The 14307-nt window shown below is 62.7% G+C and carries 12 protein-coding genes; 8 read left to right on the top strand and 4 right to left on the bottom strand.

Features of this window, described 5'->3' with window-relative positions; translation table 11 throughout:
• Nucleotides 1-233: 233 nt before the first annotated feature.
• The gene (gene mgtE / locus AC1DOG_RS09555) at nt 234-1610 is read left to right on the top strand and encodes a magnesium transporter (protein WP_477927589.1); all 1377 of its coding nucleotides are present in this window, start codon (nt 234-236) and stop codon (nt 1608-1610) included.
• A 41-nt stretch (nt 1611-1651) separates the two neighbouring features.
• Here mgtE and AC1DOG_RS09550 read toward each other — a convergent pair whose 3' ends face one another.
• Complete coding sequence (locus AC1DOG_RS09550) at nt 1652-2272, bottom strand: L,D-transpeptidase (RefSeq protein ID WP_477927587.1); 621 nt, start codon at nt 2270-2272, stop codon at nt 1652-1654.
• A gap of 147 nt (nt 2273-2419) precedes the next feature.
• Between AC1DOG_RS09550 and AC1DOG_RS09545 the strand changes: the two genes are divergently transcribed.
• Nucleotides 2420-2641, top strand: coding sequence for a type II toxin-antitoxin system VapB family antitoxin (locus AC1DOG_RS09545; protein WP_477927586.1), 222 nt, complete (start codon nt 2420-2422; stop codon nt 2639-2641).
• A 32-nt stretch (nt 2642-2673) separates the two neighbouring features.
• Here AC1DOG_RS09545 and AC1DOG_RS09540 read toward each other — a convergent pair whose 3' ends face one another.
• The gene (locus tag AC1DOG_RS09540) at nt 2674-3201 is read right to left on the bottom strand and encodes a GNAT family N-acetyltransferase (protein WP_477927584.1); all 528 of its coding nucleotides are present in this window, start codon (nt 3199-3201) and stop codon (nt 2674-2676) included.
• Between the two features lie 10 nt (nt 3202-3211).
• Complete coding sequence (locus tag AC1DOG_RS09535; RefSeq protein ID WP_477927582.1) at nt 3212-4876, bottom strand: electron transfer flavoprotein-ubiquinone oxidoreductase; 1665 nt, start codon at nt 4874-4876, stop codon at nt 3212-3214.
• A 255-nt stretch (nt 4877-5131) separates the two neighbouring features.
• Here AC1DOG_RS09535 and AC1DOG_RS09530 point away from each other — a divergent pair, with 255 nt between their 5' ends.
• From AC1DOG_RS09530 to AC1DOG_RS09505, 6 genes are all read left to right on the top strand, one after another.
• The gene (locus AC1DOG_RS09530; protein ID WP_477927580.1) at nt 5132-5920 is read left to right on the top strand and encodes an SDR family oxidoreductase; all 789 of its coding nucleotides are present in this window, start codon (nt 5132-5134) and stop codon (nt 5918-5920) included.
• A 201-nt stretch (nt 5921-6121) separates the two neighbouring features.
• Nucleotides 6122-7393: an efflux RND transporter periplasmic adaptor subunit gene (locus tag AC1DOG_RS09525; protein WP_477927578.1), complete on the top strand. Its 1272-nt coding sequence runs from the start codon at nt 6122-6124 to the stop codon at nt 7391-7393.
• Nucleotides 7390-10506 carry an efflux RND transporter permease subunit gene (locus AC1DOG_RS09520; protein ID WP_477927576.1) on the top strand — a complete coding sequence of 1039 codons (3117 nt, stop codon included), beginning with the start codon at nt 7390-7392 and terminating at the stop codon, nt 10504-10506. Before AC1DOG_RS09525 ends, AC1DOG_RS09520 begins: the two co-directional genes overlap by 4 nt.
• Before the next feature lie 164 nt (nt 10507-10670).
• Entirely contained in the window at nt 10671-11963 is a 1293-nt protein-coding gene (locus AC1DOG_RS09515; protein ID WP_477927574.1) for an Hsp70 family protein, read from the top strand.
• 59 nt (nt 11964-12022) lie between these two features.
• Nucleotides 12023-12904 carry a uracil-DNA glycosylase gene (locus AC1DOG_RS09510; protein WP_477927572.1) on the top strand — a complete coding sequence of 294 codons (882 nt, stop codon included), beginning with the start codon at nt 12023-12025 and terminating at the stop codon, nt 12902-12904.
• A 139-nt stretch (nt 12905-13043) separates the two neighbouring features.
• Nucleotides 13044-13235 (top strand): hypothetical protein, encoded by a 192-nt coding sequence (locus AC1DOG_RS09505; protein ID WP_113199233.1) that lies wholly within the window; start codon nt 13044-13046, stop codon nt 13233-13235.
• A gap of 184 nt (nt 13236-13419) precedes the next feature.
• On the opposite strand, the gene AC1DOG_RS09500 is transcribed toward AC1DOG_RS09505, so the two are convergent.
• The gene (locus AC1DOG_RS09500) at nt 13420-14286 is read right to left on the bottom strand and encodes a hypothetical protein (protein WP_477927570.1); all 867 of its coding nucleotides are present in this window, start codon (nt 14284-14286) and stop codon (nt 13420-13422) included.
• Nucleotides 14287-14307 lie beyond the last annotated feature (21 nt).

The following is a 14307-nucleotide window of genomic DNA, read 5'->3' as shown; positions in this document are numbered from 1 at the left end:
CGCGGCTTTTTCGCCGCAACCACCTACCCCGCTTGACTTTTTCAGCGTTTGGGACCACCTACAGCATCACGCACGGAACGCCCGTTTCGCGCGGATATCAACGGAGCCATCTCACGATGCCAAGCGACAGTAGTAGTCGATTGCCTTTGCCGTACGCGGCCTTCGTGCGCTGACCGATATCCATCGGGCTCGCCCGTCGGACGCTGCGGCGGATCGACGGAAAGGCGAGCTATATGAACATCAATCGCTTCCCTCTGCGGGCAGGCCATGCCGCCCGTTTCTTTGCCAGCGACAGCCTCGGTGCCATCACCACGGCTGAACGCGTCGAGCGTCTGAACGCGCTCGAAATTCCCGAAGCAGCGGCGATCCTCGCCACGCTGCCGCAGCAGAAGGCTGTCCGCATACTGGGACGCCCGGAGCTGCACCATGCGGCAGCTATGCTGACCGAAATGCCGGTCGAGCAAGCCGCGCGGCTATTGAACGCAACCGCTAACGACCGCGTCGCCGACCTGTTCCAGGAAATGGACGAGACCGCTCGGGCTCACCTGTTTTCCAAGCTCGACCGCGCGACCTGTCTCGCCGTGCAGCACCTCATGGGCTACCCGCCACGCACGGCCGGCAGCATCATGACGACGGAATTCGTCAGCGTGCCGGCGACCTGGACGGTCGAGAAGACACTGGAGCATGTCCGCAAGGTCGAGCGTTCGCGCGAGACCGTCTATGCAATCTATGTTCTCGACGTCGAGACACAGGCGCTCACGAGCGTCGTCACGTTGCGCCGCCTCATCAACGGAGAGCCGCAGGCCTCGGTGCTGAGCGTTGCGCAACAGGGCGGCATCGTCCGGGCCGATCCGCTGATGACGCAGGAAGACGTCGCGCGGCTGATCCGCAAGCACAATCTGCTGGCGCTGCCTGTTATCGGCGAGAACGGACATATGCTGGGGATTGTCACAGTCGACGACGTGATCGACACGATGATCGCCGACCAGACGGAAGACGCGCAGAAGTTCGGCGGCATGGAGGCGCTTGGAAAGCCCTACATGTCGATCAGCTTCGCCGGCATGCTGAAGAAGCGCGCCGGCTGGCTCTGCGCCCTCTTCCTCGGCGAGATGCTGACGGCAAGCGCCATGCAGCATTTCGAGGGCGAGTTGGAAAAGGCGATCGTGCTGACGCTATTCGTGCCGCTGATCATGAGTTCCGGCGGCAATTCCGGTTCGCAGGCGACCTCGCTCATCATCCGGGCGCTGGCGCTCGGCGAACTGAAGCTGTCGGACTGGTGGCGGGTGCTGCTGCGCGAATTGCCGACCGGCATCGTGCTCGGCTCGATCCTCGGCGCCGTCGGTTTTGCCCGCATCGTCCTGTGGCAGAATATCGGGCTCTATGACTATGGCGAGCACTGGATTCTCGTTGGCTTCACGATCTTCGCGGCGCTGATCGGGATCGTGACATTCGGCTCGGTCGCAGGTTCGATGCTGCCCTTCGTGCTGCAGAAGCTGCGGCTCGATCCGGCTAGCGCATCCGCGCCCTTCGTCGCCACGCTGGTCGACGTGACCGGGCTGGTGATCTACTTCTCGGTGGCGCTGCTGATCCTCAGCGGCACATTGCTTTAAACAGGAAAACGGGGCCGATCGGCCCCGTTTCTCGTTTCTGCTCAGGCCGTTGCCTGGATGACGACGACCTGCGCGCCGGGCGCCACGCGCTCGTAGAGATCGATGACGTCGTGGTTGAGCATGCGAATGCAGCCGCTCGACATGGCAAGACCGATCGACTGCGGCTGGTTGGTGCCGTGGATGCGGAAATGCGTATCGTTACCGCCGCGATAGAGATAGATGGCGCGGGCACCGAGCGGATTGTTCGGTCCACCCGGCATGCCGCCGGCGAGCTTGCGATAGCGCTCTTCACGTCGCTGCATGTTTTCGGTCGGCGTCCAGCTCGGCCATTCGGCCTTGCGCCCGACATAGGCGCCACCCGCAAACGCCAGCCCTTCCCGCCCAACGCCGACGCCATAGCGCATCGCTTGGTTATCGCCGAGAATGTAGTAGAGGCGGCGGGCGGGCGTATCGACGACGATTGTGCCAGGGCTATAGCTCGAGGCATAGCTGACCTGCTGGCGACAAAGCTCCGGATCGATCTTGTCGATCGGCATGGCCGGCAGCGGAAACTTCTCAGCCGGAATGGCCGCGTAGTTGGCGCGATGATCAGGACCGCTTGAAGCGCAGCCGGCGAGAAGCGCGGAGACGCCCAGAACGAAACCACGGCGGGAAAGCGACATCGAAGCAGTTCCTTAACGTTCGGTTGATGAGACCGACGTTAATGAGATTATGGTTAATGAACTACTAAGCGGGTGTCGCCGGTAACGCATTCGTTAAGAGGTTGTGAGGCGCTTCTCGACATCTGCCACACCAAGCTGCATCATCTCATGCAGAGCGATGCGGGGAATCCTATGCGAACGACAGTGACGCTGGACGACGATCTGATGAGGCGTGCGCAAGAAGTGACGGGGATCATCGATCGCTCCGCCTTGCTGAAGGAAGCTCTCACGCGACTGATACAGCAAGAGGCGGCGCGCCGATTGATCGTGCTTGGCGGCAGTGCGCCGAACTTGAAGGCGCCCCCCCGTCGGCGCTTGCCCGGATCGTAACCGAATTAAGCGTGCGATTTCAGCTTAGGAGCCTAGTTCGCCCGCCCAAGCGGCTGCACCATGGCCACGCGCCGTTCCGGATCCATGCCGTTGCTGACCTCGTCATCGATCTTGGCTCGCAGAAATGGCGGCATGTCCTCGCCGTCTACCGTTTGAAAGCCGATGGATTGGTAGAAAGGTGCGTTGAACGGGACATGGCGATCCGTCGTCAATGTCAGCGCGGAAAGCCGGGTTTTCCTTGCCATTTCGACAGCGTGGGACATCAGGCGCCGGCCGACGCCCTTTCGTTGCCAGTCTCTGCTGACATCGAGCTCGGTCACATAGAGGGTGTCGTGGATTTCTTCCGCCGCGAGGAAACCGACCGGGCGATCATTGGCGTCGGCGGCCACGATCAGCAGGCCGGCTTCGAGTGCCTTTCGCAAGATATCATGCGGCAAGGCTTGCGCTGCGTCGGAGATGCCCAACGCCTCCGCCAATGTCGCGAAGGCGTCGAGTTCGATCTCGGTCAGGCGCGGCAATTCTGCCAAGCGCGCCTGCCTGATCTCAAGCGTAGCGCTCATGGCTCATCCCTTACATATTCGGATAGACCGGCCCCTCACCGCCCTGCGGCGGAACCCAGTTGATGTTCTGGTTGGGGTCCTTGATGTCGCAGGTCTTGCAGTGGACGCAGTTCTGGGCGTTGATGACGTAAGTCTCCTGCCCGTCCTTCTCGACCCACTCATAGACGCCTGCAGGACAGTAGCGCGTCGAGGGACCGGCGAAGATGTCGTGCTCCGACGATTTCTGCAGCGCCATGTCCTTGACCTTCAGATGCACAGGCTCGTTCTCCTCGTGATTGGTGTTCGACAGGAACACCGAGGAGAGACGGTCGAAGGTGAGCACGCCGTCGGGCTTGGGGTAGTCGATCGGCTTGTGCTTGGCAGCCGGTTCCAGGGATGCGGCGTCGGTCTTGCCGTGGCCGAGCGTGCCGAAGAAGGAGAAGCCGAGGAGCTGGTTGGTCCACATGTCGAGGCCGCCGAGTGCGACGCCGATGGCCGTGCCGAACTTCGACCACAGGGGTTTGACGTTGCGGACCTTCTTCAGGTCCTTGCCGATGTCGCTTGCGCGCCATTCGTTCTCGATCTCGATGACCTCGTCATTGGCGCGGCCTGCGGCGATCGCGTCAGCGATCCTGTCCGCCGCCAGCATGCCCGAAAGCACGGCGTTGTGGCTGCCCTTGATGCGGGGGACGTTGACGAAGCCGGCGGAGCAGCCGATCAAGGCGCCGCCCGGAAAGGTGAGCTTCGGCACCGACTGGTAGCCGCCTTCGGTGATGGCGCGGGCACCATAGGACAGACGCTTGCCGCCCTCAAAGGTGGTGCGGATCGCCGGATGCGTCTTGAAGCGCTGGAATTCCTCGAAGGGATAGAGATAGGGGTTCTTGTAGTTCAGGTGCACCACGAAGCCGACGGCCACGAGGTTGTCTTCCAGATGATAGAGGAACGAACCGCCACCAGTCTTCATGCCGAGCGGCCAGCCGAAGGAGTGCTGCACGAGACCCTGCTTGTGGTTCTCCGGCTTGACCTGCCAGAGCTCCTTGATGCCGATGCCGAACTTTTGCGGCTCGCGATCCTTCTGAAGGTCGAACTTGGCGATCAGCTGTTTCGCGAGCGAGCCGCGCACGCCTTCGCCGATCAGCGTATATTTGCCCAGCAATTCCATGCCGCGCGTGAAGTTCGGGCCGGGTTCGCCGTTCTTCTCGACGCCCATGTCGCCGGTCGCGACACCGATGACAGCGCCCTGGTCGTTGTAGAGCACTTCGGTGGCGGCAAAGCCCGGATAGATCTCGACACCCAATGCTTCCGCGTGGCCCGCCAGCCAGCGACAGACGTTTCCGAGGGAAACGATGTAGTTGCCGTGATTGCTCATCAGCGGCGGCATGGCGAAGTTCGGCAGGCGGATCGAGCCGGCCGGGCCGAGCAGCAGGAAGTGGTCGTCCTTGACCTCGGTCTTGAACGGATGATCTGCCTCGTCGCGCCAATCCGGCAGCAGGCGGTCGATACCAACAGGATCGACGACAGCGCCAGACAGGATATGGGCGCCGACTTCAGCGCCCTTCTCCAGCACGACGACGGAGAGTTCGGGATTGACCTGCTTCAGCCTGATCGCAGCCGAAAGGCCGGCAGGACCGCCGCCGACAATCACGACGTCGAATTCCATGCTCTCGCGTTCGGGCAGTTCAGTCGCTTCGGTCATCCGTCATTCTCCGCTCGGCCGGTTTTGCGGCCATATTCCCCGTGTGTGAGGTATCTCTTGGCAAAACATGGCTGGATTGTCGAGCCGGGAAACGACAGCCAATACCCCATTTCGCGCAATGATATTCCTCTTCACAGAAGAACTACATGACGCTTACGTCAACGTCAATAAATGAAGCTGGTACGGCCACGGCCGGCCTTTCCTTTTGATCGTCGCGCGCCCTATAAATGCACCGAACAACAGGAGACTTCAAAAATGGATCTGGGCATCAAGGGCAAGCGCGCGCTCGTGCTGGCATCGTCGCGCGGACTTGGCCACGGCATCGCGGTCGCTCTGGCGCGCGAGGGCGCCAACGTGCTTTTGTGCGGACGCAGCGGCGAAACGCTCGAGGCGAACTGCAAGGCGATCAATGCCGAGGGCAAGGGCAAGGCCGACTGGATCTGGGCCGATCTTTCGGAAGAAAACTTCATCGAGACGGTGACGACGGCAGTCAAGAGCAAGCTCGGCGGTGTGGACATCCTGGTCAACAATACCGGCGGCCCGACGCCCGGCACCACCGAGGACATGACGGCCGAGCGGCTGGAGACCTATTTCTTCTCGATGGTGCTCCGGGTCATCACGCTCACCAACGCGCTGCTCCCCGGCATGAAGGAACAGGGATGGGGTCGCATCCTGACGGTCGCTTCCTCGGGCGTAATCGAGCCGATCGGCAATCTCGCGCTTTCCAACACGCTGCGCCCAGCGCTCGCCGGCTGGAGCAAGACACTGGCGACCGAAGTTGGCCGCTTCGGCATCACCACCAACCTGCTGCTCCCAGGCAGCATCCTGACGAGCCGCCTCGACGATCTTGACGGCGCGGCCGCCAAGCGCACGGGCAAAAGCATCGAAGACGTTCGTGTCGTCAAGGAAGCGGCCATCCCGGTCGGGCGATATGGGACGGTGGAGGAGTTCGCGGCAACCGCCGCCTTCCTCTGCAGTCAGCAGGCGAGCTATATTACCGGCAGCCTGGTGCGCTGCGATGGCGGCGCGGCGCGATCCCTCTGATCGCAAACGACAATCGGGCGCCAGCCGGTGGCGCCCGACCACGGTTGCGTCACATTCGCGCGGCCGAAGCTCATTCGAACATTACGAAAATTTAAGCCATTCTAACCACTTAGTGATGCCCCTGCCGGGATTGTGTCTTTTTCGTGCCGCAATAAAAGTGGTTGAATAAGTCATACTCAATAGCCCCCGACCGGTATCAACATGAAGAAACTCTGGATCACCACCTGCCTTGTTGTCGCAGCCGGCTTCGGCGTGTGGCACTATAAGGATCGCATTCCCTATCTCTCGCAATTCGGACCGAAGCCGACCGCGCAGGCCGATGCCTCCGGCGGCAAGCAGGCGGCGGGCGATGGAGCACAGCAGGGCGGCGACCAGAAGGGCAAGGGGCGCAAAGGCGGCGGCGGGCCTACGCTGGTGAAGACTGTGGCCGCGGTGAAGACGGTGCTGCCGCGCGATGTGACCGCATCCGGCTGGGCTGACGCCGACGACAACACGACGATCGCCGCGCAGGAACAGGGGCTGGTCACCGAGATCATCGCCAGCGATGGCTCAACCGTCAAACAGGGCGACCTCATCGCCAAGCTCGACAACCGCACGGCCCAGGCCGCAGTCGACAAGGACAATGCGATGATCGTGCGCGATACCGCGACGGTCGCCGAGGCCGAAACGGCGCTCACGCGCGCCTCGGACCTCCTCACATCGAAAGCCGGTACGCAGCAGACCTACGACCAGGCCAAGGCCGCGCGCGACACCGCCGTCGCCACCGTGCAGGCGGACAAGGCGATGCTCGCCTCCGATCAGGTGCTGCTCGAGCATACCGACATCCGGGCGCCCTTCGACGGCCGTCTTGGCGACATCGCCGTCAGCCCCGGCGCCTTCGTGACGGCAGGCGCGACGATCGTGACGATTGCGAAATACGACCCGATCTATGTGAAGTTCCACCTGCAGGAGCGTGATCTCAGGCAGCTGAAGCTGGCGCTCGCCGCCGGCCCTGTCGACGTCACCACCGTGCCGCCATCGGGCAAGGGCAAGCCGCGCACTGGCCATATCAGCTTCTACGACAACACCGTCGACACCGCGTCCGGCACCATCCTCGCCAAGGCAAAATTCGAGAATGCATCGGGCGCGCTTTGGCCGGGCCAATCGGTCAACATCGTCGTGCATTTCAACAACAACGAACAGCAGGTCGTCGTGCCGACGGTGGCGGTGAGCCCCGGCGCCGATGGCTTCTATTCGTTCGTCGTCAACGACGGAAAGGTACGGTTGGCGCCCGTCACCGTCGCCCGCGCCAATGGCGGCTATACGGCGATCTCGGCCGGTCTTTCGGAAGGCGACCATGTGGTTATCGAGGGACAGGCGCAGCTCGTCGACAAGCAGGCGGTGAAGGAAGAATTCGATAGCAAGGCGATCAACGTCGCCTCGGCGGATCAGCCGAAGTCAACGGAAACCATCGTGGCGGGCACGGAAGAATGATACCAAATTTCTGTATCCGGCGCCCCGTCGCCACCACGCTTCTCGCCATCGGCGCCGTGCTTGCCGGCATCGCCGGCTACCAGCTCGTGCCGGTGGCAGCCCTGCCGCAGGTCGATTTCCCGACGATCAACGTCTCGGCGGCGCTGACCGGCGCCTCGCCGAAGACCATGGCGACATCGGTCGCGACCCCGCTGATCAAGCAGTTCGAGACGATCCCGGGGATCAGCGAGATCAGCGCCACCAACTCGCTCGGCAATACCAGCATCGTGCTGCAGTTCGATCTCAACCGCAGCATCGATGCGGCCGCCGCCGACGTTCAGGCGGCGATCTCGCATGCCACACGGCAGCTGCCCGACAACATGACGACGCCGCCGAGCTACCGTAAGACCAACCCGGCCGACGCGCCCGTCATGCTGCTTGCGGTGCAGAGCGATACGATGCCGCGCAGCAAGCTCGACGATGTCGCGGAAAACATCATCTCGCCCTCGCTCTCCACCCTGCCCGGCGTGGCCGAGGTCTCGGTGTTTGGCGCACAGACCTACGCCGTGCGCGTCGAGGTCGATCCGAACAAGCTGCTCAACCGCGGCCTCGGGATCGATACGGTCAACAAGGCGATCCAGGCTGCCAATAGCCAGGTGCCCGTCGGCACGCTGCAGAACGACAGCCAGAGCATGACGATCACCGCCGACACGCAGCGGACCAATGCCGAGCAGTTCCGCACGCTTGTCATCGCCAACCCCGGCGGCGCGCCGATCCACCTCGGCGATGTCGCCGACGTTGAGGATAGCGTCGAGAACCAAAACACCGGCAGCTGGTACGACGGCAAGCAGAGCATCATCCTGGCGATCCAGCGTCAGCCGGATGCCAACACGGTCGCCGTGGTCGATGCGATCAATGCCAAGCTGCCGGCGCTGCATGCCGAGATACCGGGGTCGGTGACAACGCAGGTGATGAACGATTCGGCCAAGCCGATCCGCGACGCGATCTCGGACGTGAAGTTCACGCTGTTCCTGACGATCGGCCTCGTCGTTCTCGTCATCTATCTCTTCACCGGCCACCTGACAGCGACGATCATACCGGGCCTTGCCGTGCCGCTGTCGCTGATCACCACCTTCGGCATGATGTATGTGCTGGGCTACAGCGTCGACAACATCTCGCTGCTCGGACTGACGCTCGCCGTCGGCCTCGTGGTCGACGACGCCATCGTCATGCTCGAAAACATCCTGCGGCACGTCGAGGATGGCATGCCGGTTCTCGAGGCCGCCATCAAGGGATCGGGCGAAGTCAGCTATACGATCATCTCCATGTCCGTCTCGCTGATCGCGGTCTTCATTCCGATCCTTCTGATGGGCGGCGTGGTCGGGCGCATCTTCAACGAGTTCGGCATGGTCGTGGCGATCGCCATCGTCGCGTCAGCGATCGTGTCGCTGACGGTCACGCCAATGCTCGCCTCGCGGCTCGGCAGCGGCCATAGCCAGCCGCCCTTCTTCATCCGCTGGTTCGATGCCGGCTTCGAGCGGACGCTGCGCGGCTACGACCGCTCCGTCGCCTGGTGCCTGGCGCACCGCCCGGCCATTCTCGGGCTGTTCCTCGCCTCGGTASGCCTAACCATCTACCTGTTCATGACGCTGCCGACGAGCTTCTTCCCGACGGAAGATATCGGCCGCCTCAACATCTCGACCCGCGCCCGCCAGGATATATCCTACCCGGCGATGAAGGATCTGCAGAACCAGGCTGCGGCGCTCGTCAAGCAGAACCCTGCCGTCAACCACGTCATGTCGATCGTCGGCGGCAATGCCCGCAGCCCGCTCAACAACGGCACGATGTTCGTCGAACTGAAGGACAAGAAGGACCGGCCGCCACTCGACCAGACGCTGCGCGAACTGCGCGCCAGCATCAGCAAGATCCCCGGCCTGCAGGCGTTCATCACGCCGCAACAGAGCCTTCGCTTCGGTGGACGCCAGACGGCCAGCCAGTATCAGCTGGTGGTTCAGGCACTCAGCGCCGACCAGACGAACCTCTGGGCCAACAAGATCCAGCAGGCCATGCACGGCGATCCGCGCTTTACCGACGTGACATCGGACGCACAGAACAACGCGCTGCAGGCGGAGATCAAGGTCGATACGGAAAAGGCCGCCGCCTTCGGCATTACCGACGATCAACTGCGCACGACGCTGCAGGAATCCTTCGGCGGCTACGCGGCGGCGCAGATCCAGTCGACCGGCGACAGCTACGACGTGCTCGTCGAGTACGACACCAACGCGCCCTGGGATGACCAGAAGCTGCAGGACATCCGCGTGGCGTCTTCGAGCGGCGCGCTCGTTCCGCTGTCGAACTTCGCGACGGTGGAGCGCACCACCGGTCCGGTGACGATCAACCAGACGGGCCAGCTGGTCTCGACCACGGTGTCGTTCAACCTGCCCGCCGGCGAAGCGCTGGGCGACGCAACGGCTGCGATCGACCAGATCAAGAAGGATATCGACATGCCCTCGGACGTCTTCACGTCCTATGGCGGCACGGCGCAGATCTTCGAGCAATCGCAGGGCAACACGCCGCTGCTCATCCTGGCGGCGGTGCTGACGATCTATGTCGTTCTCGGTGTCCTCTACGAGAGCTTCATCCATCCGCTGACGATCCTCTCCGGCCTGCCGGCGGCAGCACTCGGCGCACTTCTGGCACTGAGGGTGATGAACTTCGACCTGTCGATCATCGCGCTGATCGGCCTGTTGATGCTGATCGGTATCGTCAAGAAGAACGCGATCATGATGATCGACGTGGCGCTGGAGAACCTGCGCTCAGGCACCGGAATGACCTCATCCGAGGCCATTCACGAAGCCTGCGTACGGCGTTTCCGGCCGATCATGATGACGACCTTCTGCGCGCTGCTCGGCGCGCTCCCCATCGCGCTCGGCTCAGGCGCAAGCTCGGAGCTTCGCCAGCCGCTCGGCATCGCCGTCGTCGGCGGCCTCATCGTCAGCCAGGCGCTGACGCTGTTCATCACCCCCGTCATCTTCGTCGAAATGGGGCGGCTCAGCGACTGGCTGCTCAGCCTTGGGCGCAAGAAGACAGAAGAGCAACACGAGGAGCCCACGCGGGCCATCGCGGCGGAATGATCGAGACGGGCGCCCATCGGCGCCCGTTCATTTTGCGCTTCCGCGTCTTGAATAAGACAGACCGCTGTGGCATCACGCGCCCTCTTGAATTCGGGCGTCCCTTGGCGCCCCGGCGGAGCAATTGCTCCAGTCTCCAGCAACGATCGACATTGAGAGGTGCGAGCATGGCTCAAGCGCTAGGTTTGGACTTTGGCACGACCAACACCGTACTGGCCACCGCGGATGGCAAGACCACGCATTCCATGGGCTTCACCAGTTCAGCGGGCGAAAGCGACAGCATGCGCACGGCGCTGTCCTTCATGAAGGATGGCAAGCTCGGCGCATCGGCGCTGAAGGTCGAGGCAGGCCATGCGGCAATCCGCCAGTTCATCGACAATCCCGGCGATTGCCGCTTCCTGCAGTCGATCAAGACGTTTGCCGCCAGCGCCCTCTTCCAGGGCACGCTGATCTACGCCAAGCGCCACAGCTTCGAAGACCTGATGGAGGTGTTCATCCGCCGCCTCAGCAATTATGCGGGCAGCAACTGGCCATCGGACGTCGCGCGCATCGTCACCGGCCGGCCGGTGCACTTCGCCGGCGCGAGCCCCGATCCGGTCCTGGCGACGCAGCGCTACAACGAGGCGCTGTCGCGCTTCGGCTTCCCCGAAGTGCACTATGTCTACGAACCCGTAGCAGCCGCCTTCTACTTCGCGCAGAACCTGAAGGCTGACGCAACGGTGCTGGTCGCCGACTTCGGCGGCGGCACGACCGACTATTCGCTGATCCGCTTCGAGACCGTCGCCGGCCAGCTGAAGGCCACGCCGATCGGTCATTCCGGTGTCGGAATCGCCGGCGATCACTTCGACGCGCGCATCATCGAAAACGTCGTCGCACCTGAAATTGGCAAGGGGAGTCATTTCAAGAGCTTCGACAAGATCCTTGAAGTGCCGACCAACTACTACTCCAGCTTCAGCCGCTGGAACCAGCTGTCGATCTTCAAGACCTCGCGCGAATACGAGGACTTGAAGAAGCTCGTCAGAACCGCGCTTGAGCCGGAAAAGCTGGAGCTCTTCATCGATCTCGTCGACCACGACGAAGGCTATCCGCTCTACCAGGCGGTCTCGGCCACGAAGATGGCGCTGTCGGCCTCTGAGGAGGCCGAGTTCAACTTCTCGCCGCTCGGCCGCGCTGGAAAGCGCATGGTGGCCCGTGCGGACTTCGAGAGCTGGATCTCCGACGATCTCGCCCGCATCGAAGGCGCGCTCGACGATGTGCTCGAAAAGACCAACACGGAAGCGGGCGCGATCGACAAGGTGTTCCTCACCGGCGGCACCTCCTTCGTTCCCGCGGTGCGTCGCATCTTCACCGAGCGCTTCGACGCTGACCGCATCGAGACCGGCGGCGAGATGCTCTCGATCGCGCACGGCCTGGCGCTGATCGGCGAACGCGACGATATCGCGCAATGGACGGTGCAATAGGCCGGGATGTGGCGGCTGCGCACTTTCATTGAGGCCTCAGCTTCGGTAATGTCGCGCCCATGATCTCCGTCAACGACCTTTCTCCAGGCGAACTCGCAGCCCTTCTGCATTTCCATGCGGACGCCGGCGTCGAGTGGCTGCTGGAGGACGAGGCCGTCGATCGCTTCGCCGAATTCGAGGCGATGAAGGCGGCGCGCCGCAGCGCCGCCCCTGCCCCGCAGGCCGAGGCGCGCGAGACGGCATCCCGCGCACCAGCGGCTTCCGCACAGCGCGTTGCGCCCCAGCCTGAGCGCTCGGCGCAGCGACCGCAGCCGGCGATCCCCGACGGCGAGGCGATCCAGCAGGCGCGGTTCGCCGCGGAAAGCGCGCGTTCTCTCGCGGAGCTGAAGACCGCGCTCGAAGCCTTCAACGGCTGCAATCTCAAGCACAGCGCGCGCTCGACGATCTTTGCCAGTGGAGATGCTGCGAGCGGCATCATGCTGATCGGCTCGGCGCCCGGCGCGGAGGACGACCGCGAGGGGCAACCTTTCGCGGGGCGTCCCGGCCAGCTGCTGGACAAGATGCTGTCCGCGATCGGGCTCGATCGCGCGGGCATCTTGTTGACCCAGGTCATTCCTTGGCGCCCACCGGGCAACCGCGTCGCCTCGCCCGCCGAGATGGATATTTGCCGTCCCTTCATCGAGCGGCAGATCGCGCTTGCCGAGCCGAAAGTGATTCTCCTGCTCGGGAATTTTGCCGCTCGGGTGTTTTTTGGCGACGGCGACACCATTCACGGCTTGCGCGGCCAGTGGCGTGAAATTGCCGCAGGCGACCGCGTCGTGCCCGCCATTGCCACGCTGCATCCGCAGGATCTTTTGACAGCGCCGGTCAATAAGCGCTTGGCCTGGAACGATTTATTGGCTTTTCAGGCAAAACTGACAGAAATCAATTCTGCCTCCTAAATAGCCAACATTGACAGATTTGCGACGAGACCCATGCGCACTACGCATGCCTGCCGCTTATTCCTATGCCTTGTGAAATCTATTGTGCGCTGCAATATTAGCATTGTGTCTTGGGAGGAATCACTAAGGAACCAAGGCCATGAGCAACACTCGTCGTCCTATACACTGCAGATTTGAAACATTGAGAACCGTAAACAGCAACGGCCGCACCACGCAGAGCTACTGCCGCAACGGCTTCGCCACCAACGAGCAGATGATCGCTCGTGGCACTGGCGCGAGCGGTCGCATCGTGCGCCCCGCTGCCATCTTCGCGGATTTCCAGCAGTATTGATCGCAGGGCGCGGCCATCCGCCCCTGCCGTTTATCGGCTTATTCTCATGACGACACGCATCATCTCACTTCTTTGCAAGATCGACGCCATCGAGCATATCCGCGCAGCCGTATGCGCCGCGGAAGCCTACGATCGCGAATCCTGACGCGGCGCCATTGGCGAACGCCAGAGCCGCCGCAGCGGGCTACCTCTCTCCCGACATCTGACTTGCCGCGTGAAACGCCTGATCGATGTAGGCGAACTTGATCGCCTGCCACTGGCAGTATTCCTCGACGAACGCGCGCGATATCCATAGCGACGGCTTCTTCATATCGACGTCCCACCCCATGCAACCATCCTGCGCAGCCTTGGCGAAGAGGCGTTGCATGTGTGTGCGCGATATCATGAAGTCGGCCGCCAACGCCCTGCTGTCGAGTGGACCGACGAAGAAGCGGTCGGGATTCTGCTCATCGGGATCGATCCTCGACATCAGATAATCGACGATAAGCCCGCCGGCATCGTTCCACATAAACACGCCAACCCGCTCCGACGGCTCGCGCCAGGCAGCATCGCGCAGGCAATCGCGCGCGATGCGTGGCTGCATCACACCAATCCACTCAGGGTTTGCCTGGAACCGCTCGGCCCTGTCGCCATCGTCGAGGACGTCGAGCGCCAACAAGTTGGACCAGACCCAGCTGAACATCGCCTGCTGCGCGATGTCGGCCACCTCGTAGCGGCGTGGGCGTTTGCGCTCTTCGCCGGGAATGCAGGTGATGAACCTGTAGGTCGCAAGTTCATCGATATAGCTGCGGATGGTGTTGCGGCTCGCGGCCTTGAAAGCGGTGATCTCGGTTGTCAGCTTCGTGGCCGTCAGCCCCGACGTTGGGTCGCCATCGACGCGCTCCATGCTGAGCGCGTAGGCGACCTGGGTGAGCAGCCACCGCTGGTGCGAGGCAAGCAGGCGCGCAAGCCTTGGTCCGGCATCGAACATACCGCGCATGCGGCCTGCGTGAAATCGAATACCCAAGATGAACTTGGGGTCAGCTATCAAGTCTGCGGCACTAAAAGGCATTTGTCTCCCGGACGGCGCTCG

The sequence above is a fragment of the Rhizobium sp. 01N48 genome (assembly GCF_056399145.1).
The sequence above is the reverse complement of the archived record's forward strand: the minus strand, read 5'-3'. Positions and strand labels throughout refer to the sequence as shown.